Source organism: Bacillus sp. AK128, from assembly GCF_053903075.1.
In genome coordinates this window covers 4,621,334-4,641,363 of sequence record NZ_CP096379.1, presented here as the reverse complement: position 1 = coordinate 4,641,363, position 20,030 = coordinate 4,621,334, and the positions used below count along the sequence as shown (strand labels likewise).

19 protein-coding genes and 1 tRNA gene are annotated in these 20,030 nt (G+C 38.1%); all 20 read left to right on the top strand.

Translation table 11 applies throughout. The features are described 5' to 3' along the window. The first annotated feature begins 6 nt into the window (after window positions 1-6). The 20 genes from yabN to pabC all read left to right on the top strand — a co-directional run bounded on the left by yabN (window position 7) and on the right by pabC (window position 20,030). Entirely contained in the window at window positions 7-1,470 is a 1,464-nt protein-coding gene (gene yabN, locus M1D60_RS23280) for a bifunctional methyltransferase/pyrophosphohydrolase YabN (RefSeq protein ID WP_456277137.1), read from the top strand. A gap of 211 nt (window positions 1,471-1,681) precedes the next feature. Beyond that, window positions 1,682-1,957 carry an RNA-binding S4 domain-containing protein gene (locus M1D60_RS23275; RefSeq protein ID WP_456277136.1) on the top strand — a complete coding sequence of 92 codons (276 nt, stop codon included), beginning with the start codon at window positions 1,682-1,684 and terminating at the stop codon, window positions 1,955-1,957. Between the two features lie 71 nt (window positions 1,958-2,028). Further along, window positions 2,029-2,334, top strand: coding sequence for a sporulation protein YabP (gene yabP, locus M1D60_RS23270; RefSeq protein ID WP_456277135.1), 306 nt, complete (start codon window positions 2,029-2,031; stop codon window positions 2,332-2,334). Further along, a complete protein-coding gene (gene yabQ / locus M1D60_RS23265) occupies window positions 2,331-2,930 on the top strand; it encodes a spore cortex biosynthesis protein YabQ (protein ID WP_456277134.1) in 600 nt (199 codons plus the stop codon). Before yabP ends, yabQ begins: the two co-directional genes overlap by 4 nt. A 16-nt stretch (window positions 2,931-2,946) precedes the next feature. Beyond that, a complete protein-coding gene (locus M1D60_RS23260) occupies window positions 2,947-3,330 on the top strand; it encodes an FtsB family cell division protein (protein WP_456277133.1) in 384 nt (127 codons plus the stop codon). Window positions 3,331-3,402: 72 nt separating this feature from the next. Continuing rightward, a complete protein-coding gene (locus M1D60_RS23255; protein WP_456277132.1) occupies window positions 3,403-3,846 on the top strand; it encodes a S1 domain-containing RNA-binding protein in 444 nt (147 codons plus the stop codon). A 612-nt stretch (window positions 3,847-4,458) separates the two neighbouring features. Next, window positions 4,459-4,532: transfer RNA gene (locus M1D60_RS23250), tRNA-Met, on the top strand. Between the two features lie 224 nt (window positions 4,533-4,756). Further along, the gene (gene spoIIE, locus M1D60_RS23245; protein WP_456277131.1) at window positions 4,757-7,240 is read left to right on the top strand and encodes a stage II sporulation protein E; all 2,484 of its coding nucleotides are present in this window, start codon (window positions 4,757-4,759) and stop codon (window positions 7,238-7,240) included. Window positions 7,241-7,348: 108 nt separating this feature from the next. After that, the gene (locus tag M1D60_RS23240; RefSeq protein ID WP_456277130.1) at window positions 7,349-8,086 is read left to right on the top strand and encodes a VWA domain-containing protein; all 738 of its coding nucleotides are present in this window, start codon (window positions 7,349-7,351) and stop codon (window positions 8,084-8,086) included. Further along, window positions 8,052-9,074 (top strand): protein kinase domain-containing protein, encoded by a 1,023-nt coding sequence (locus tag M1D60_RS23235; protein ID WP_456277129.1) that lies wholly within the window; start codon window positions 8,052-8,054, stop codon window positions 9,072-9,074. The genes M1D60_RS23240 and M1D60_RS23235 overlap by 35 nt, the downstream gene beginning before the upstream one ends. Window positions 9,075-9,154: 80 nt before the next feature. After that, the gene (gene tilS / locus M1D60_RS23230) at window positions 9,155-10,537 is read left to right on the top strand and encodes a tRNA lysidine(34) synthetase TilS (RefSeq protein ID WP_456277128.1); all 1,383 of its coding nucleotides are present in this window, start codon (window positions 9,155-9,157) and stop codon (window positions 10,535-10,537) included. 24 nt (window positions 10,538-10,561) lie between these two features. Next, on the top strand, window positions 10,562-11,104 hold the full coding sequence (hpt, locus tag M1D60_RS23225) for a hypoxanthine phosphoribosyltransferase (RefSeq protein WP_456277127.1): 543 nt from the start codon (window positions 10,562-10,564) through the stop codon (window positions 11,102-11,104). A gap of 117 nt (window positions 11,105-11,221) precedes the next feature. Next, complete coding sequence (ftsH, locus tag M1D60_RS23220) at window positions 11,222-13,162, top strand: ATP-dependent zinc metalloprotease FtsH (RefSeq protein WP_456277126.1); 1,941 nt, start codon at window positions 11,222-11,224, stop codon at window positions 13,160-13,162. 208 nt (window positions 13,163-13,370) lie between these two features. Then, window positions 13,371-14,144: a type III pantothenate kinase gene (locus M1D60_RS23215; RefSeq protein WP_456277125.1), complete on the top strand. Its 774-nt coding sequence runs from the start codon at window positions 13,371-13,373 to the stop codon at window positions 14,142-14,144. A 22-nt stretch (window positions 14,145-14,166) separates the two neighbouring features. Next, complete coding sequence (hslO, locus tag M1D60_RS23210) at window positions 14,167-15,042, top strand: Hsp33 family molecular chaperone HslO (RefSeq protein ID WP_456277124.1); 876 nt, start codon at window positions 14,167-14,169, stop codon at window positions 15,040-15,042. 21 nt (window positions 15,043-15,063) lie between these two features. Beyond that, the gene (locus tag M1D60_RS23205; protein WP_456277123.1) at window positions 15,064-15,978 is read left to right on the top strand and encodes a peptidyl-prolyl cis-trans isomerase; all 915 of its coding nucleotides are present in this window, start codon (window positions 15,064-15,066) and stop codon (window positions 15,976-15,978) included. A gap of 72 nt (window positions 15,979-16,050) precedes the next feature. Next, complete coding sequence (gene cysK, locus M1D60_RS23200) at window positions 16,051-16,974, top strand: cysteine synthase A (protein WP_456277122.1); 924 nt, start codon at window positions 16,051-16,053, stop codon at window positions 16,972-16,974. A 167-nt stretch (window positions 16,975-17,141) separates the two neighbouring features. Continuing rightward, window positions 17,142-18,563: an aminodeoxychorismate synthase, component I gene (gene pabB / locus M1D60_RS23195; protein ID WP_456277121.1), complete on the top strand. Its 1,422-nt coding sequence runs from the start codon at window positions 17,142-17,144 to the stop codon at window positions 18,561-18,563. 16 nt (window positions 18,564-18,579) lie between these two features. Continuing rightward, window positions 18,580-19,182, top strand: coding sequence for an aminodeoxychorismate/anthranilate synthase component II (pabA, locus tag M1D60_RS23190; protein WP_456277120.1), 603 nt, complete (start codon window positions 18,580-18,582; stop codon window positions 19,180-19,182). Beyond that, complete coding sequence (gene pabC, locus M1D60_RS23185; RefSeq protein WP_456277119.1) at window positions 19,167-20,030, top strand: aminodeoxychorismate lyase; 864 nt, start codon at window positions 19,167-19,169, stop codon at window positions 20,028-20,030. Before pabA ends, pabC begins: the two co-directional genes overlap by 16 nt.

Sequence of the window (20,030 nt, the reverse complement as noted above, 5' to 3'; positions counted from 1 at the left end):
AATCAGATGTCTATTCCAACAATATATGTATTGGGTTTAGGGGCTGGTGAATTAGAACAACTCACGTTAAAGATGTATAAGAGGATTAAGGAATCTCCGCTTATATATGTAAGAACGAAGGAGCACCCTGTTGTTTTAGAGTTAGAAAAGGAAGGTATAAGCATTCAAAGCTTTGATGATATTTATGAAAAGCATGATCAATTTCATTATGTCTATGAGGAAATCGTAGAGACACTTTGTCAAAAGGCAATTACACAAGATGTGATTTATGCTGTACCAGGCCATCCACTTGTAGCAGAAAAAACAGTCGAACTTTTGTTGGAAAAGCGGAAAGATGGCTATAAGATTGTTATTGAAGGAGGAAGTAGTTTTCTAGATCCTCTGTTTACAGCTTTAGAAATCGATCCGATTCAAGGCTTCCAACTGGTGGATGGAACAGAATTTAATGCTAACCAATTAGAATTAAAGCAGCATATGGTTATATGTCAGGTTTATGATCATTTTGTCGCTTCAAATGTTAAGCTAGCTCTAATGGAGAGGTTACCTGATGAATACGAAGTATATATTGTCACGGCAGCAGGGACTTCTAATCAGATAGTTAAACAAGTCCCTTTGTACGAGCTGGATCATGGGATGAATATCAGTAACCTCACTACTGTTTACGTTCCACCGGTACTTGAGGACTCTCTATTGTATCAAGATTTCAACTCTTTACGATCTGTTATTGCGGCATTGAGAGGTCCAGGGGGATGTCCGTGGGATCAAGAGCAAACCCATCAAAGCCTAAAGCCATATTTAATTGAGGAAGCCTACGAGGTACTAGAAGCAATTGATGAGGAGGATGATGAACATCTTGTTGAGGAGCTAGGAGATGTTCTACTTCAGGTCATGCTTCATGCACAAATTGGTGAAGACGAAGGATGGTTTTCGATTAATGATGTGATTCGAGGAATTACTGAAAAGATGATAAGAAGGCATCCTCATGTTTTTGATGTGCAAACAGCGGAAAATGCAAAAGATGTCGTCGCATTGTGGGATGATATAAAAAGACAGGAAAAACCAACTCAAGATGCAAACTCCATATTAGCTGAAATCCCAAGTAGTCTACCAGGACTATTAATGGCAGATGCCATTCAAAAGAACGCGGCAAAGGTTGGTTTTGATTGGACCGAGGTTGGCCCGATTTGGGAAAAACTTTATGAAGAAATAGAAGAGTTTAAAGCTGAAATCACCGATGACTCACCAAAGGAAAAGGCCGCGAAGGAATTAGGGGATATTTTATTTGTTATCGTGAACCTGGCTAGATTTTATAAGATTGACCCTGAAATTGCCATCATGCAGACGAATACTAAGTTTAAAAATAGATTTCAATATATGGAGCAAAGAATACATGAACAGGAGCTTCAGTTCGAAAAGCTCACACTTGACGAGTTAGATCTTCTTTGGGAAGAAGCAAAGAAAAAAGAGTAAAGAGAAGGCTGTTATCGTATAGATTGTGTTTTTGTAAAAATCCCAGAAGCCAAATTTTCACCGTAGTTGTAAGGTGTTACTTTAGAAGAAAAGAGTCATCCTTTTCTATCTTTATACACAATTGGTACAAAAAACGAAGGGCACATCTAAACTAGAGGATCAAAAAGCAACAAAGTTTTAGAAAAGAACTAAAGAGAAAGAAGGGGAAACAGTGAGATTAGATAAATTTCTAAAGGTGTCAAGATTAATTAAAAGACGTACGTTAGCGAAAGAAGTCGCTGATCAAGGGAGAATTTCTATTAATGGCATAGAGGCAAAGGCTAGCTCCAATGTAAAGGTAGGCGATACCTTGACCGTTCGCTTTGGCCAAAAATTAGTAACCGTTCAGATCGATTCTATTCAAGAGACAACAAAAAAAGAGCTGGCAACACAGCTGTATACGGTAGTCAAAGAAGAAAAAATTGCAACAGACGATCTTCCTTATTAGAAGGCTTGTTCTAAATTAACAATCTCCTCATATAATGACTATAAAGTCAATGAATAGTGAGGGATGATTCCATGAGCCAATATTATGATATGGGAACGCAGAACAAAACAAATACTCCTGAACACGATGTAGTGATGAGAGGAAGACGCTTATTGGACATTACCGGGGTAAAGCAGGTAGAAAGCTTTGATAATGAAGAGTTTCTGCTAGAAACGGTAATGGGGATTCTAGCAATTCGTGGTCAGGGTCTTCAGATGAAGAACCTTGATGTTGACAAGGGGATTGTATCCATAAAGGGACGAATCTTTGATATTATCTATTTAGATGAGCAACACGCGGAGAAGGCTAAAGGACTCTTTAGCAAGTTATTCCGATGAGTTTAACGGTCCAATTCTATACGATGCTTGCCATGTTTGGCATGGGAAATTGGGTTGGAGCAGCATTAGACACGTATGGTCGCTTTCTTAAGCGGCCTGAACGTGCAAACTGGTTTGTATTTATTAATGATGTGGCCTTTTGGGTTGTTCAAGGGCTTGTTATTTTCTATACCTTATTAGTGGTGAATGAAGGGGAACTTCGATTTTATGTTTTTCTAGCTTTATTATGTGGATTTGCAGCCTATCAAAGCTTGTTCCAATCTTACTATAAAAGACTATTAGAACATTTAATTATGTTTGCCGTTCGAACATATAAATTTTTTGCAAGATTAATAACAGTCTTGCTCATTCAGCCAATTCGCTATATAATCCAGTTGCTAGTTATTTCTTTACTCGGATTATGGAAACTTGTACTCACCATCGGACTGTTCATTTTCAGGTTAATAATAACACCTTTTAAATGGATCGGAATCCTTTGTTGGAAGCTCACTCCTAAACGGGTTAAAATCTTTTTTTATAAAATAGCAGGAATTTTAGAAAAAACAAAGAATTTCAAAGTAATATGGCAAAAATGGTGGAATAAGTTTCGCAGTTAGGAGGATCAAAACGAGCATGGATTCATTTAAGAATGACAAAATTAAGCAAATCCAATCAGACTACTATAAAATTGTTGAGCAACGAGAAAAGCTCGTTTTACATCGTCGTCGAGGAATGGTTAGACGTTTAACTGCATTTAGTGTCATAGTAGGTATTTTAGGTTATATCATGATTTCAACATTTCTTTCACAAGTTGCAGCTTATGAAAATAAACTAGAAGAAAGAGATCAGCTTCAATCCGAGCTTAAAGGAATGGAAAAGCAGCAGACCATGCTGGAGGAAGAAATTGTTAAGTTAAACGATGACGAATATATAGCAAAAATCGCAAGACGTGATTATTTCCTGTCAGAGGATAATGAAATCATCTTCTCAATACCTAATGAAGAGTCGTCTAATTGACACTACAATTTCTGATTATGTATAATAAAAAAAATTTGATTTTCGACTAAACTAAGGAGGAGCAATTTTTTTATGTCAATCGAAGTAGGCAGCAAGTTACAGGGAAAGGTAACAGGAATTACGAAATTTGGAGCATTTATAGAGCTGCCTGGTGGCTCAACAGGGCTAGTTCATATCAGTGAAGTAGCTGATAACTATGTTAAGGACATTAATGAACACTTAAAGGTTGGAGATGAAGTAGAAGTTAAAGTCATTAATGTAGAAAAGGATGGGAAGATTGGCCTTTCTATTAAAAAAGCAAAGGAAAGACCACCTCAAGCAAACTCATCACGCCCATCTAGCTCACAGCGCCCTCGTAATTCAAACCGACAAAGTGGAGGTTATCGTGACCAACGCGAGCAAGAAACGTTCGAACAAAAGATGAATCGCTTTTTAAAGGATAGTGAGGATCGTTTGTCTACCCTTAAGCGTCATACTGAATCGAAACGTGGTGGACGTGGAGCAAAACGCGGATAACATGTTGCTGTCTATCAATATTATATAAAGAAGTTGTTCTAACTATGATAAGGGGGGCCATTCTGGCTCTCTTTTTATTTTGTGGTAGTAGTCAGAGATAGGATTAGTTGAAAACCTCATTACTGCTAAAGATATTATAAGTAAATAAGTAAAAGATTGAGCGTATATTGAAGTTACTGCAATAAGTTAATGAGTTTTAGCCCAGGTTTACTAAATTTGAGGCTAAAGTAGAAGTTCATTTATGCGTGAAACGTAGTTTATCAACGAAATGACTATCTTTATCAACGCAATTTTCAGTTTATCAACGATTTCTAAGGTTTATCACCGAACCCTTTCATTTTATCGACGAAAACCACTGTTTTATCAACGAAATTCCTTATTATTACAGTTGAAGCGGATGCCTTCCGCTTTCTGTATGTCTAGCTGCAGCACCTAGGCCCTCGAGGAACATTTACTTGTCGGGGCAAAACGGGGCACCTCCGCTTTTCCTTATACCAAATATATTCCGACATTATTTATCCATTGGGTTGTTTTCGTTGATTCTCGACAAATCTTTGTTGACAGATTAGGGGTTCGATTGTATTATAGCAATTGTGCTTACAATTTAATTACGGCGGTGTAGCTCAGCTGGCTAGAGCGTACGGTTCATACCCGTGAGGTCGTGGGTTCGACTCCCTCCGCCGCTATCCTAAAAAAACTGTATCTTTTAAAAAAGATACAGTTTTTTTGTTGTCTCTTTTTTTGTTCTTCCCAATTGAAATAGTGCTATTTTATGAAAAATACCCCAAATTCTGTTCTCTTTAAGTGAAAATAGTCGAACGATTCTTTGGGCTTGTCTTGTTCTTTTGACAAAATACTAAAAATTCGTTCGATATAATTACAATCAACTATATTCGCTGGGGGAGATATTATGCACGAAACAGGAAGGAATGTTACCGAGGTAGTCGCACAAGTAACAGTTGTCGATCGAGTGCAAAATTCTTTGTCACATGGAATAAACAGGCTACAAACCACAGTTGAAAGTATATTGTTTCAAAAAGGTTTACTGCTGATAATAATAGGCTTTCTACTTGGAAGAGCATTGATACTAGAGCAAATCATGCCGTTTACTGTTCCTTATTTTGCAGCTGTGTTTACCATGAAAAGGGACAAGTCGATACTTGCGATGATTTCTCTAATTGCGGGAGCTGCTACTATTGGATTTGAAAAAGGTGGGCTTGTCCTACTTACGATTCTACTATTTTTAACTGCCCGGTTAATTATTACTAGATTCAACTCATCGTTAGTCAAGGTTTTACCTTATCTTGTATTTGGATCGGTCATTGCTGGTAATCTTATTTTCACAGCCGTTACAACAGGAGATTTTTCACTCTATCATTTATCAATGGTAGCGGTGGAAGCGGGACTTAGCTTTATCCTCACGATGATTTTCTTACAAAGTGTCCCTTTGATTAGTATGAAAAGACGAAAACAAGCTCTTAAGACAGAAGAGATGATTTCGTTAGTTATATTATTAGCTTCGATCTTAACAGGTACGATAGGGTGGACCTTTTATGATTTATCGATAGAACATATTTTCTCAAGGTATTTAGTGTTAGTTTTTGCATTCTGTGCAGGCGCGACAGTCGGGTCTACTGTTGGGGTGGTAACTGGATTAATTCTGAGTCTTGCGAATGTAGCAAGCTTGTACCAAATGAGTTTACTTGCCTTTTCAGGACTACTCGGTGGTCTTTTAAAAGAAGGAAAAAAGTTTGGGGTTGGAGTTGGGCTATTAATTGGTACATTACTAATTGGTCTATATGGTGCTGATCAAGCCAATCTATTAAACACCGTTTTTGAATCCCTACTAGCTATTTCCTTATTTTTTGCAACGCCTCAATCTCTTATCTCCAAGATTGCAAGGTTTATACCAGGTACAGCAGAACATTCAGCAGAACAACAGCAATATGTAAGGAAAATCAGGGATGTGACAGCCAACCGTGTTGAGCAGTTTTCAAGTGTCTTCCAGGCGCTATCTAGCAGTTTTTCCCAATACGGTATCAATCAGGATGATAAGGATGACGAGCGGGAAATAGACTACTTTTTGAGTAACGTTACGGAAAAAACTTGTCAGACCTGCTTTAAAAAAGACTTTTGTTGGTCAAAAAACTTTAATACAACCTATGAGCATATGCATAAAATTATGCAAGAATCTGAAGATTTAACGCTTAATAGAAATATAAATTACCAAAGAGAATGGGATAAATACTGTGTAAAATCTACTAAAGTGATTGATGCGATTCAGCATGAGTTAACCTTTTACCAAGCGAATCGCAAGTTGAAAAAACAGGTGAAGGACAGTCGACGCTTAGTTGCTGATCAGTTGTTAGGAGTTTCCCAGGTAATGGGGGATTTTGCAAGGGAGATTCAACGTGAGCGAGAGAACCACACGATTCAAGAAGAGCAAATTCTAGATGCTTTAAGAGAGTTTGGGATTGAAATCGGCCATGCAGAAATTTATAGCCTTGAACAAGGGAATGTAGATATTGAAATGAGTATTCCTTATTGCAATGGTAGGGGGGAATGCGAGAAGTTAATTGCCCCTATATTATCTGAAATTATGCAAGAGACCATTGTTGTTAAGCGTGAAGAATGTTCAGCGTATCCTAATGGGAATTGCCATGTGAGTTTTGGATCGGCTAAAACCTATGTTGTGGAAACAGGAATTGCCAATGCTGCAAAAGGAGGCGGCTTTGTTTCAGGTGATAGCTATTCCACCATAGAATTAGGTGCAGGAAAGTATGCAATAGCTATTAGTGATGGAATGGGTAATGGAGAGAGAGCACATTTAGAAAGTAATGAAACACTGTTACTTCTTCAAAAAATACTGAAAAGTGGGATTGAAGAAAAAGTTGCGATTAAGTCGATCAACTCAATCTTAGCATTAAGAACAACGGATGAAATATTTACAACTCTTGATTTAGCGATGATTGATTTGCAAGATGGAAGTTCTAAATTCCTTAAAATTGGGTCGACTCCTAGTTTTGTAAAAAGAGGCGAAAAGGTTATAAAGGTTGAAGGTAGTAATCTGCCAATGGGAATTATTCAAGAGTTCGATGTTGAGGTTGTAAGTGAACAATTAAAGGCGGGTGATTTATTGATCATGATGAGTGATGGCATTTTTGAAGGCCCTAAGCATGTTGAAAATTACGACATGTGGATGAAGAGGAAAATTAATGAGCTTAAAACTGATGATCCTCAAGAGGTAGCAGACATTATCATGGAGGAGGTTATCCGCTCTAGAGGTGGACAGATTGAAGACGATATGACGGTTGTCGTCGCGAAAATGAAAAGGAATCTACCAAGGTGGGCTGCAATACCTTTACACCGAAAAAAAGGTAATGAGTCAGCATAGGTAATTTTATAAACTACTAGTTTTTCGATATAAATTTTCTAATAGAAACGTATAAAATAGAATGCTCTCGTCCATGATGATAATACATTATCAAGGAGGGGATGAAACTTGAAAAAAGGTACATTAAAGCAAATTCTATTAATTACTGATGGTTGCTCAAATCAAGGGGAAGATCCGATAGCAATGGCAGCACTCGCAAAGGAACAAGGGATTACTGTTAATGTCATCGGTGTAATGGAAGAGGATACAATAGAAGAAAAAGGTATGGAAGAGATTGAAGGGATTGCTATGTCCGGCGGAGGAGTAAGTCAGGTTGTTTACTCGCAGGCTTTATCACAAACGGTACAGATGGTAACCCGTAAAGCAATGACACAAACACTACAAGGTGTGGTAAATAAAGAGCTTCAACAGATATTAGGTTCTAATAGTTCGATGGAGGAGTTGCCTCCTGAAAAAAGAGGAGAAGTGATGGAGGTTGTTGATGAATTAGGGGAAACGGTAGAGCTAGAGGTACTAGTGTTAGTTGATACAAGTGCTAGTATGAAAAATAAACTTCCTACAGTCAAAGAAGCTCTGTTAGATCTTTCTCTTAGTTTAAATGCAAGAATGGGTGATAACAGATTTTCTGTCTTCGTATTTCCTGGGAAAAAGAAAGAGGTAGAGAAAATACTAGATTGGACACCGAAACTAGAATCATTAACCTCTGTATTTCCAAAACTGACATCTGGTGGAATTACCCCAACAGGCCCAGCCATCAGAGAAGCTTTATCTCATTTTGGAAAGAAACGATCATTAAGGAGCTTGATTTCCCGTGATGAACAATACCTCGAAGAATCTGGCATGTAAAGCATCTTCAGGGACAGTTATTACTGGTAAATGGCATAAAGAGTCCTATCGAATATTAAAAGCATTAGGCTATGGCGCAAATGGATATGTCTATCTAGCTAGTAGTACAAGTGGATTGGTAGCCATTAAATTAAGTGATAATAGTATGTCAATTACCTCAGAGGTGAATGTATTAAAGCATTTTTCAAAGGTCCAGGAGTATACCCTTGGACCTTCTTTGCTAGATGTTGATGATTGGCATAGGCCTGAGCTAGGAGTAACCGTTCCTTTTTATGTGATGGAATATGTAAAAGGTGAAAACTTTATTCATTTTATCGCCAATCGAGGGGATGAATGGACAGGAATTCTTTGTTCACAGCTTCTAATGGATTTAAATAGACTTCATGATGCTGGTTGGGTATTTGGTGATTTAAAGCCTGATAATCTATTAGTAACGGGCCCACCACCGCAAATTCGGTGGTTAGATGTGGGGGGCGTTACAATACAAGGTAGATCTATTAAGGAGTTTACTGAGTTTTTTGATAGAGGATACTGGGGAATGGGATCAAGGGTGGCGGAACCCTCCTATGACTTATTTGCTGTAGCGATGGTCATGGTTAATGCTGCTTATCCAAAAAGGTTCCAAAAAGAACAGGATGGATATCAGCAGTTAAAACGAGTGATCAGTTCAACCCCCTCTTTACAAAAATATCAAGGAGTCCTTTTTAATGCGTTGGAAGGAAAATATAAACAGTCAATAGATATGAGAAAAGACCTTGTGAACTCAATGAGTAATAAGGTGAACTATTCAGCCCCTAATGAAAAAACAAGAATTAAACAGCAAAAGCCTAATAAACAGGTAAAACCTGCTCCGATGAAACCAGCAAAACAATACCAGCAACGGACATCTAAAAAAGGGAAGAGCAAAAAGGGGTATATAGAAACCGTATTAATCATTGTTTTCTTAGGATTAGCATATGTTCTATATATTTATGGTCAGTTACTATAAGGAATGGTACGATAGGATTAAGATCAAGGAAAAGCTACATATTTTATGATTAATTTATAAAGAATTGGGATCGAGTGGATATGGAAGAAAAGGTTCAACGATTTATTGATAACCATCATTTAATAGAGGAAAGCTCAACAATCGTCGTCGGAGTATCCGGAGGGCCTGATTCACTTTCCTTGCTGCATTTTCTAGCTGTACATAAAGATAAAAAGGGATATCATCTGATTGCGGCTCACATGGACCATATGTTTCGTGGTAAGGAATCCGCAGAAGAATTGCTGTTTGTAAAAGACTATTGTCAAGAGATAGGTGTCCAATTTGAGGGAATTCAAGTAGATGTAGCAAGCCACCAAAAGGAACAAGGGATTTCAGCTCAGATAGCAGCAAGAGAATGTCGCTACCGATTTTACCAAGAAGTAATGGAAAAATATAATGCACGCTACCTAGCCCTAGGTCAGCATGGCGATGATCAAGTTGAGACCATACTTATGAGACTAGTAAGAGGGGCACTCGGGAAATCTGCGGCAGGAATCCAAGCCAAACGTCCATTTGGTAGAGGATATATCATAAGACCTTTTTTGTCTGTTACAAAAGAGGAGATCGTAGATTACTGTCATAAACACGGCTTGAACCCTCGAATAGATCCTTCGAACGCTAAGGATGTATATACAAGAAATAGATTCCGAAAAAATATACTACCATTCTTAAAACAGGAGAATCCTAATGTACATGCATTATTTCAGCAATTTAGTGAACGGCAATTCGAGGATGAAAGCTATTTAGAGTCATTAACAGTAGAAAGTATGAATACAGTTATTAAAAAGAAAAAACAAATGCATGTGGAAATCTCCTTGAACGAACTATTAGGTTTGCCTATTCCTTTACAAAGAAGGGGACTTCAACTAATATTAAACTATCTTTATGTTCATTTACCTAGCTCTTTAAGTTTTTTACATATCGAAGAAATCATCCGTTTAGCCAGGAGTAATCATCCCTCGGGAGTTTTGCATTTCCCTAAAGGTTTAATAATAAGAAGGTCGTATAATATCTGTATTTTTACCTTTAAAGAGGATACAGTAAATACATACACTTATTTTTTAGAGAATGAGGACAAGGTAATACTGCCTTCAGGGGGAATGGTTTGGTCCGAAACTTATCAGAAATATCCTAGTTCTACTACTAATTCAACTTTAGTGTTAGATTCAACTTCAACTGCTTTTCCTTTAATTGTAAGAAATCGTAAGCAAGGTGATCGAATTCAACTAAAGGGTATCAATGGTTCGAAGAAAGTAAAGGATATTTTTATTGATGAGAAGATTCCGATGATTGAGCGTGATCAATGGCCCATTGTCGAGGATCAAAACGGAGAGATTTTATGGGTCCCTGGCCTGAAAAAATCGAGGTTTGAGACGAATGACAGGTATAAGTCGTCGTATACAGTTTTATTCTATAAAAGGTAATGAACTTCTAGGAGGACCAAAAGCATGCACGAAGAAATTGAAAAAGTATTGGTAACTGAGGAAGAGATTCAAAAGAAGGTTTTAGAGTTAGGTAATATGTTAACTGCAGAATACAAGGATCGTTTCCCATTGGCTGTAGGTGTCCTAAAGGGAGCAATGCCTTTTATGGGGGATTTGCTTAAAAGAGTAGAGACACATCTTGAAATGGATTTTATGGATGTTTCAAGCTATGGTAACTCCACTGTATCTTCAGGAGAGGTTAAAATCATTAAGGATTTAAACACTTCTGTTGAAGGAAGAGATATCTTAATCATTGAGGATATCATTGATAGTGGTTTAACATTAAGTTACCTTGTAGAGCTATTTAAGTACCGCAAAGCAAAAACAATTAAGATTGTTACACTGTTAGATAAACCAACGGGTAGACAGGCTGATATTAAGGCTGACTTTGTAGGATTTGTTGTTCCAGATGAGTTTGTGGTTGGTTATGGCCTTGACTTCGCTGAAAGATACCGAAACCTACCATATATTGGTGTGTTAAAACCTGAGGTTTACAAATCTGTATAAGATGGGTAATTAGGTATAGTCTTTAAATGTATGTGATATAGGGGTAATGATTTGTAATACATTATTGTCATATGGTAATATTTAATATAGTTTGTTTGTTTTGGGAGGAGGTAAGGGATGAATCGGATCTTCCGTAATACTATCTTTTATTTATTAATTTTCTTAGTTGTAATAGGTGTAGTAAGCTTCTTCAATGGTACAAACCAACAGACCGAGCAGCTTACATATGATCAGTTTATAGAACACTTAGAAAATGGAGAAGTTACTAACATAACCATCCAGCCTGAACGCGGAGTATATGAAATCCGTGGACAATTAGCATCTTATGATGAAGACACAACATTTCTTACATATGTAACGAATAGTCCTCAAGCGCTTGAGCGTATTGATGCACTAGCTGAACAGGGTAATGATGTAGAACCACTTCCAGCAGAAGAAACGAGCGGCTGGGTTACATTCTTTACTTCTATCATTCCGTTTGTCATTATCTTTATTTTATTCTTCTTCTTACTAAATCAGGCACAGGGCGGTGGTAGCCGTGTGATGAACTTTGGTAAGAGTAAAGCTAAGCTTTATAGTGAAGAAAAGAAAAAGGTTCGCTTTAAGGATGTAGCAGGGGCGGATGAAGAAAAACAGGAACTTGTTGAAGTCGTTGAGTTCCTTAAAGATCCAAGGAAGTTTGCTGAATTAGGTGCACGTATTCCAAAAGGTGTTCTCTTAGTAGGACCTCCTGGTACTGGTAAAACCCTACTAGCTCGTGCTGTTGCAGGAGAAGCAGGTGTGCCTTTCTTCTCAATCAGTGGTTCTGACTTTGTTGAGATGTTTGTTGGGGTAGGGGCATCACGTGTTCGTGATCTATTCGAAAATGCGAAAAAGAATGCACCTTGTATTATCTTTATAGATGAAATTGATGCAGTTGGTCGTCAACGTGGAGCTGGATTAGGTGGAGGTCATGATGAAAGAGAGCAGACCTTAAACCAGTTACTAGTTGAAATGGATGGATTCGGAGCAAACGAAGGAATTATTATCGTAGCTGCAACTAACCGTCCAGATATTTTAGACCCAGCATTATTGCGTCCAGGTCGTTTTGACCGTCAAATTACAGTAGATCGTCCTGATGTCAATGGTCGTGAAGCAGTACTAAAAGTACATGCACATAACAAACCACTATCAGAGCATATTGATTTAAAGGCAATTGCTCAGCGTACTCCAGGGTTCTCAGGAGCAGACCTTGAAAACCTGTTAAACGAGGCAGCACTAGTTGCAGCTAGACAAAATAAGAAATTCATTGAACCTGAGGACATGGATGAAGCAACCGATCGTGTTATTGCAGGTCCAGCTAAGAAAAGCCGAGTGGTGTCTAAGAAGGAACGAAATATCGTTGCTTACCATGAAGCGGGCCATGTTATTATCGGGGTTGTCCTTGATGAAGCCGATATGGTTCACAAAGTAACGATAGTACCAAGAGGGCAAGCTGGTGGGTATGCGGTTATGCTTCCTAAAGAGGATCGTTACTTTATGACGAAGCCTGAATTACTTGATAAAATCACTGGGCTACTTGGTGGACGTGTAGCAGAGGAGATTGTATTCGGTGAAGTTAGTACTGGTGCACACAATGACTTCCAGCGAGCAACAGGGATTGCCCGTAAGATGGTTACTGAATATGGGATGAGTGATAAGCTTGGACCACTTCAATTTGGTCAACCACAAGGTGGTCAGGTGTTCTTAGGTAGAGATATTCATAATGAGCAAAATTATAGTGATAAAATTGCTTATGAAATTGACTTAGAAATTCAGACGTTCATCAAGGAATCTTATGAAAGAGCAAGAAAAATCCTTACTGAAAATCGCGATAAACTTGAACTAATTGCTAAGACTCTCCTTGAGGTGGAAACTCTTGATGCTGCACAAATCAAGAGCCTTGTCGAAAAAGGTATGCTACCGGAGCGACCGGTCACAACCTTGGCCACAGAGGATAAGTCAGAAGATGTAAAAGTAAACATCAATAGCAAAAAAGAAGATCGTACTGAAGAAGATAAAAATGAAGAAAATCGCTAGAAGTTAGGGGGATCCCCTAGCTTCTTTTTTTGCCATTATATGCAGGAGGTTGAACTTTTGACTCGTTTCTAAAGTTGTGACGGTTGAGTCACGGTTAAGTTCTACCCTGACTTTAAGCGTCTTCTAATGTCCTTAATCATCCATTTTGTGATAAGATGTAGGGGATTAGGTTTAATCATTATTTGAAACAACAGAAGGTGTGAAAGCCGTGATTTTAGTACTAGATGTGGGCAATTCCAATACTGTATTGGGCGTTTTTAAAGGAAATGTGTTAATGCATCACTGGAGATTTGAAACGAATCGAAATAAGACAGAGGATGAATATGCCATGCTTATAAAAGCACTGCTAGAGCATGAAAATCTTTCGTTTTCAGAAATAAAAGGGATTATTATCTCCTCCGTTGTTCCACCGATCATGTTTTCGTTAGAAAAGATGTGTGTGAAATATTTTGGAATCCAACCTTTAGTTGTTGGACCAGGAATTAAAACAGGCCTCAATATTAAGTATGAGAACCCCAGAGAGGTTGGGGCGGACCGAATTGTTAATGCTGTGGCAGGCATAGCTGAATACGGTGGACCACTCATTATCGTAGATTTTGGAACAGCAACTACTTATTGTTACATAAATGAGCATAAGCAGTATATGGGTGGAGCTATAGCGCCTGGGATTGCTATTTCGACAGAAGCTCTATATTCAAGAGCCGCTAAGTTACCAAGGATTGAGATTTCTAGACCAGAGACTATTGTTGGGAAAAATACCATTAATGCGATGCAAGCAGGAATTGTATATGGCTATGTTGGGCAAGTTGAAGGTATTGTTACAAGGATGAAGAATGAAACTAATTCAAATCCCTTAGTAATAGCAACAGGAGGTCTAGCAACTTTAATTGCTAAGGAATCCCATTTAATCGATATTATTAATCCATTTCTAACGTTAAAAGGACTACAAATTATTTATCTACGCAACGCAACCAAAGAGTAACCGAATAGGAAGGAGAATTGTTTTGTCAGATTACTTAATTCGTGCACTTGCCTATAATAATCAGGTAAGAGCTTTTGCAGTGAAATCAACTGAAACCGTTAGTGAGGCACAAAGAAGACATGACACATGGCCAACAGCTTCTGCTGCATTAGGGCGTGCAATGACCGCTGGTGTGATGATGGGTGCTATGTTAAAAGGTAATGATAAACTTACGATCAAAATTGAAGGTGGAGGCCCTATTGGCGCGATCATCGTCGATAGTGATGGTAAAGGTCATGTAAGAGGCTATTTAACCAATCCACATGTACATTTCGATTTAAATCAGCATGGGAAACTTGATGTAGCTAGAGCAGTTGGATCCTCTGGTACGTTATCTGTTGTAAAGGATCTTGGTTTAAGAGATCACTTCTCAGGACAGGTCCCTATTGTGTCTGGAGAGCTTGGAGAAGATTTCACGTATTACTTTGCTTCATCTGAGCAAACACCTTCTTCTGTAGGAGTTGGCGTATTGGTAAATCCAGATAATACAATTTTGGCATCAGGTGGATTTATTATTCAGTTACTACCAGGAACCACTGATGAGACAATAGATTTTATCGAGAAGAGACTAGGTACTATTGAACCCATTTCGAAGCTCATTCAAAAGGGTCTAACACCAGAAGAAATCTTAGACGAGGTACTTGGACAAGGAAATGTGAAAGTATTAGATAAGATGCCAATCTCATTTGAATGTCAATGTTCAAAGGAGCGGATTGAAAATGCTATTAAAATTCTGGGGAAAGAAGAGATTGAAGACATGATTGAAAAAGAAGGGCAAGCCGAGGCTCAATGTCACTTCTGCAATGAAATGTATCACCTCAGCAAAGAAGAACTGATTTCTTTATTACCAAAAGAATGATAAAGCAGGGAGAGTTGAAGCATGAACAATAAGGCAATCTGGGTTATTGTTTTTACCCTTGTAGTAACCAACTGTTTAACAATTGGAATGTGGTTAAATGGTAGTCAAGAAAGAGTTAGTGAGCCTGCTGAAGTGGCAACGGCTACTGTTACGGACGAGGTAGTGGCAACTATTGGGGATCAGAATATAACTCAGCAGGAATGGCTTCATCAGCTTGAAAAATTATATGGTAAAGAAACACTAAAAGATATAATCAATCATGAAGTGATTTATCAGCTTGCTGAACAATATAATATAACAGTATCTGATGAGGTTGTAGAGCAAGAGTTAGCGATTATCAAAGCTATGTACAACTCTATCGATCATGAAAAGATATCAGATGAGGAAGATTTAAAGAACCAAATTGAATATAATATCCTTCTAGAAGAAATGCTTACTCGAGATGTGACCATTCCTGCAGAAGATGTACAAAAGTTTTATGATGAGAATCAAAGTCTATATGACATCCCAACCACCTATCATCTTTCCCACATAAGAGTAGGAACAGAGGAAGAGGCTGAAACTGTAATAAAGGAATTAGATAATGGCTCAAACTTCTCCGTATTGGCCATGGAAAGATCAATAGATGAATTTACCTCTAATCAAGGTGGAGACTTAGGATATGTCACAATGGAAAGTGGTTATATACCAGAAGAGTATGAGGCTGTTCTATCGGATTTAGCTAAGGATGAATGGAAAGGACCTGTGAAGGTGGGCGATGAATTTGCAATCCTGTTTTTACATGAAGTCGAAGAGGGAAAGAAATATTCATTCGAAGATGTAAAAGATCACATTCATAGACAGCTTGCTTTAGGACAAATAGAAGGAAAAGTGACAGCTGAACATTTTTGGAATGAGGTAGAAGTAGACTGGTTTTATGATAATCAAAATAATTGACAATTCAAACAGCTTTTGTTAATTTTTATAATATAAAACCAATAAAAATACTAGGGATTAAGGGGTGGAAGAATGAGAGTTGCAAATTCAATTACCGAACTAATTGGGGAAACACCTATTGTAAAGTTAAACAAGCTTGTTGACGAGGATATGGCTGATGTTTATCTAAAGCTTGAGTTTATGAATCCTGGAAGCAGTGTAAAAGATCGAATTGCATTGGCGATGGTGGAAGCTGCTGAGAAAAATGGCACGTTAAAACCAGGTGATACCATTATTGAACCTACTAGTGGTAATACTGGAATTGGTTTAGCGATGGTTGCGGCAGCTAAAGGCTATAAGCTTATTGTGTCAATGCCTGAAACCATGAGTATGGAAAGACGTAATCTTTTACGTGCTTATGGAGCAGAACTAGTGTTAACTCCTGGTCCAGAGGGTATGAACGGTGCAGTTACAAAAGCAGAAGAGCTTGCCAATGAGCATGGTTATTTTATGCCTCAGCAGTTCAAAAATGAAGCAAACCCAGAGGTTCATCGTCTAACAACTGGTCCTGAGATTGTAAAGCAAATGGGTGATCAGTTAGATGCATTTATTGCTGGTATTGGTACTGGTGGAACAATTACTGGTGCAGGATCAGTTCTAAAAGAACATTATCCATCTATTAAGTTATATGCAGTTGAACCTGCGGACTCTCCTATTCTAGCTGGCGGTAAGCCAGGCCCACATAAAATTCAAGGAATTGGTGCTAACTTTGTACCTGAGATTTTAAATACTAAAATTTATGATGGTATTATCCATGTTAAGAATGATGAAGCGTTTGACTATGGTCGACGTGCCGCTCGTGAAGAAGGTCTCTTAGGTGGTATTTCTTCAGGTGCAGCAGTTTTTGCAGCCTTAAAAGTTGCAAAAGAGCTTGGAAAAGGCAAAAAGGTTCTAGCAATCATTCCGAGTAATGGAGAACGTTACTTAAGTACACCACTATATCAATTTGAAGAATAGATGAGAAAGCAGCCTTTTGGGGTTGCTTTTTTTCTATGAATCATTTATTTTCTATTTTAAATGAAATAAAAAGTGATTCTCCAAATGGAGTAAAAATAAGAACGATACTAATGTTTACATATAGAGAATCATGTATGATAAAAGTATTGTTAAGGAGCGTGATGTGAATGAGTAAGAGGTATCCCTTTTATAAAACAGTTAAAATACATCAGGATGATTGGTTTCCTCAGTTTAAGCAAGTAAGTAAAAGCTTCGCAAATCACGCTCTACTTGAAAGTGGTAGAGGCGGCCGCTATAGTATGTTTGGTTTAGAGCCTGTAACTATACTAACAGGAAAGACTGGACAACTAGAAATAAAGGAAGGAGGCTCATACACAGTCCGAGATGGGAATCCTCTCCATCTCATGAGGGAATGGATGAGTCAGTTTGAATTTGAACAGAATCAGGATCTACCCTTTTTTCAGGGTGGTGCAATTGGATATATAAGCTATGATTATGTGAGATATATCGAAAAGCTTCCTAATCATTCAAAGGACGACCTTCAAATTCCCGACCTATATTTTCTAGTATTTAACGATATCTTTGTTTATGATCATGATGAGCAACTATTATATATCATATCTTGCATGGAAAAAGACACAAAAGAAAAATTGGTTGACTTCAAACTAGAGACTTTAAAGGGTTTATGGGAAAATTCACCTCAACAACATACTGATGGAAACCTTGTTCAGGGTGCAGTTAACACTCATGTTTCTTTGCCGGAAAATAAATTTAAGCTGGCGGTGGAGAAAATCCAGGACTATATCGCTCAAGGAGATGTTTTCCAGGTAAACTTATCTGTTAGACAAGCACAGGAATTACATGTATCTCCAATAGACGTATATACCGCATTAAGAAAAATTAATCCATCACCTTATATGGCATATGTCCAGACACCCGAATTTCAGATTGTAAGTGGTTCACCTGAACTTCTCGTTAAGAAGCAAGGAGAACAAATTAGTACAAGACCGATTGCTGGTACTCGTTCTAGAGGTAAGGATGAATTGGAGGATGAGAAGCTGGCCTCTGAGTTGATCGAAAATGAAAAGGAACGAGCGGAGCATGTTATGCTTGTAGATCTAGAGCGCAATGATCTAGGAAAGGTTTGTAGGTATGGAACCGTTGAAGTAGATGAGTTTATGGTAATAGAACGTTACTCCCATGTTATGCATATTGTTTCCAATGTAAAAGGGACACTGTCTAATCAATATGATACGTACGATGTGATTGATGCGGTATTCCCTGGAGGAACGATAACGGGGGCTCCAAAGGTTCGGACAATGGAAATAATTGAAGAGCTTGAACCTGTCAGAAGAGGTATTTACACTGGCTCTATTGGCTGGATTGGGTATAATGGTGATATGGAATTAAATATTACGATTCGAACCATGCTGGTGAAAAAGGGCATTGCCTACATTCAAGCAGGTGCAGGGGTCGTAATCGATTCTAACCCAGCCTTTGAATACAAGGAATCACTTAAGAAGGCAAGAGCTTTATGGAAGTCAAAGGAAGTAGCTGAGCAGAACAGAGAAGTAGTAGAACAAGTTTAGCGGAGGAGAGATTAGGATGATTTTAATGATTGATAACTATGATTCATTTACATTTAATTTGGTGCAATATTTAGGGGAACTTGGTCAAGAGTTAGTCGTTAAAAGAAATGACCAAATTACGATTAAAGAAATCGAGGAGTTACATCCTGACTTCCTGATGATTTCACCAGGGCCTTGTAGTCCAAATGAAGCGGGAATTAGCTTAGAAGCGATTGAATATTTTGCAGGGAAAATACCGATATTTGGTGTTTGTCTAGGTCATCAATCGATTGCTCAAGTATTCGGTGGAGATGTGGTTAGGGCTGACCGCCTCATGCATGGAAAGACATCACCGATTTTGCATAATCAAAAAACGATTTTTGAAGGGGTAGAGGAGCCATTTACGGCGACAAGATACCATTCATTAATTGTAAAAAAGGAAACATTGCCTGAAGTTTTTGAGGTAACAGCTTGGACAGAGGAAGGGGAAATTATGGCGATCAGACATAAGGACCTAGCGATAGAGGGTGTTCAATTCCACCCAGAGTCTATTATGACCTCAGCTGGTAAGAGATTACTTCAAAATTTCATTGATCTATATGGAGGAAAACAAAAGACACCAGAATGTACATCTATATAAATGGCCGTATTATAAAAGAAGAAGAAGCCTTAATCTCAATATTTGATCATGGATTTATGTATGGTCTTGGTTTATTTGAAACTTTTCGAGTATATCAAGGCCATTCTTTTTTGTTCCAAGACCATATGGAGAGATTACGTCACGGACTAAGAGAATTAGATATCCGCTGGGAGGAAACAAACAAGAAGCTTCTAGATGTCATTCAGGAGCTCCTAGAAAAAAACAATCTTAGAGATGCTTATATAAGATTGAATGTCTCAGCCGGTGTAAGTAGCTTAGGACTTCCGCTAGAAACCTACGAAGCACCTACTACGATTATTTATATGAAACCAATTCCTAGGATGGTTGATGAGAAAGAAGGGGTGTTCCTTGAAACGGTCCGAAACACACCGGAAGGTAAACACCGCTTAAAATCCCACCATTATTTAAATAATATATTAGGAAAGAGAGAAATCGGACAAGCTCCTGACAAGGAGGGAATCTTTCTAACGAAGGAGGGTTATCTTGCAGAAGGGATTGTCTCTAATCTCTTTTGGGTTAAAGGAAAAATTGTGTACACTCCGCATCTTGATACCGGTATTTTAAATGGGATTACCAGACAATTTGTAATCAAGCTCCTTCAAGAAAAAGGAATTAGATGTGAGGAGGGTTTCTATCGAAAAGAATTGCTTCTTTCTAGTGATGAAGTGTTTGTGACAAATTCTATTCAAGAAATCATCCCCATCAAACAAATTGGTGATCTAAGCTATTTAAGTAAAAGTGGAGAGCTTACGAAGCAACTACAGGAGGATTATCACCACTATACATCGTTCTTACTTACGATGAATGAAGTTGGAGGTTTACGTTAA

Coding starts and splice junctions, on each gene's coding strand:
- yabN (WP_456277137.1), top strand. CDS start 7: ATGTCTATTCCAACAATATATGTATTGGGTTTAGGGGCTGGTGAATTA.
- yabP (WP_456277135.1), top strand. CDS start 2,029: ATGAGCCAATATTATGATATGGGAACGCAGAACAAAACAAATACTCCT.
- yabQ (WP_456277134.1), top strand. CDS start 2,331: ATGAGTTTAACGGTCCAATTCTATACGATGCTTGCCATGTTTGGCATG.
- M1D60_RS23260 (WP_456277133.1), top strand. CDS start 2,947: ATGGATTCATTTAAGAATGACAAAATTAAGCAAATCCAATCAGACTAC.
- M1D60_RS23255 (WP_456277132.1), top strand. CDS start 3,403: ATGTCAATCGAAGTAGGCAGCAAGTTACAGGGAAAGGTAACAGGAATT.
- spoIIE (WP_456277131.1), top strand. CDS start 4,757: ATGCACGAAACAGGAAGGAATGTTACCGAGGTAGTCGCACAAGTAACA.
- tilS (WP_456277128.1), top strand. CDS start 9,155: ATGGAAGAAAAGGTTCAACGATTTATTGATAACCATCATTTAATAGAG.
- hpt (WP_456277127.1), top strand. CDS start 10,562: ATGCACGAAGAAATTGAAAAAGTATTGGTAACTGAGGAAGAGATTCAA.
- ftsH (WP_456277126.1), top strand. CDS start 11,222: ATGAATCGGATCTTCCGTAATACTATCTTTTATTTATTAATTTTCTTA.
- M1D60_RS23205 (WP_456277123.1), top strand. CDS start 15,064: ATGAACAATAAGGCAATCTGGGTTATTGTTTTTACCCTTGTAGTAACC.
- cysK (WP_456277122.1), top strand. CDS start 16,051: ATGAGAGTTGCAAATTCAATTACCGAACTAATTGGGGAAACACCTATT.
- pabB (WP_456277121.1), top strand. CDS start 17,142: ATGAGTAAGAGGTATCCCTTTTATAAAACAGTTAAAATACATCAGGAT.
- pabA (WP_456277120.1), top strand. CDS start 18,580: ATGATTTTAATGATTGATAACTATGATTCATTTACATTTAATTTGGTG.
- pabC (WP_456277119.1), top strand. CDS start 19,167: ATGTACATCTATATAAATGGCCGTATTATAAAAGAAGAAGAAGCCTTA.